The sequence below is a fragment of the Wolbachia endosymbiont of Tuta absoluta genome (genome assembly GCF_059414725.1).
The window spans coordinates 1-415 of the sequence record NZ_JBNRJY010000751.1 but is presented as its reverse complement, the minus strand read 5'-3'; the positions used below and the strand labels follow the sequence as shown (position 1 = coordinate 415).

1 pseudogene is annotated in these 415 nt (G+C 39.0%); it reads right to left on the bottom strand.

The annotated features are described in order from the left end of the window. Positions 1–196: 196 nt before the first annotated feature. Positions 197–415, bottom strand: a pseudogene (locus ACJ5GX_RS07835) (DNA polymerase III subunit beta family protein); the annotation flags it as partial.

Below are 415 nucleotides of genomic sequence, written 5' to 3'. Positions count from 1 at the left end.
AACATTTCACATGATACTATTCTTGTTCATCAGCATCAAAATCAAAAATGAAAGCAACAAAAGATGGAGAGAGTTGCAAACATGCCGTCAATCCAAACTCTTTATTAAGAGCATGGATCGATCGATGGGCAAACCGGTGTCCCACACAAAAAGAAAAATAATCAAACTCCCCAGCATAGATTCCCCCCAGATGATCGATCACCCCAAATTCTCCGTTGATATCTTCAGGTTTAGGCCTTTTTATACATGATAAACGGTGGCCATCAGTTGCAACGCAGTACAGAAATTGCTCATCTGTATGCAGATATATCCCATTCAAATTATACCTTGTATCATCTAGCGACACAGCAAACTTCGTTTTAGTCAACAAGTCTACCAAATCTGCACTTAGTAGAGTGAAATCGTATTGATGATC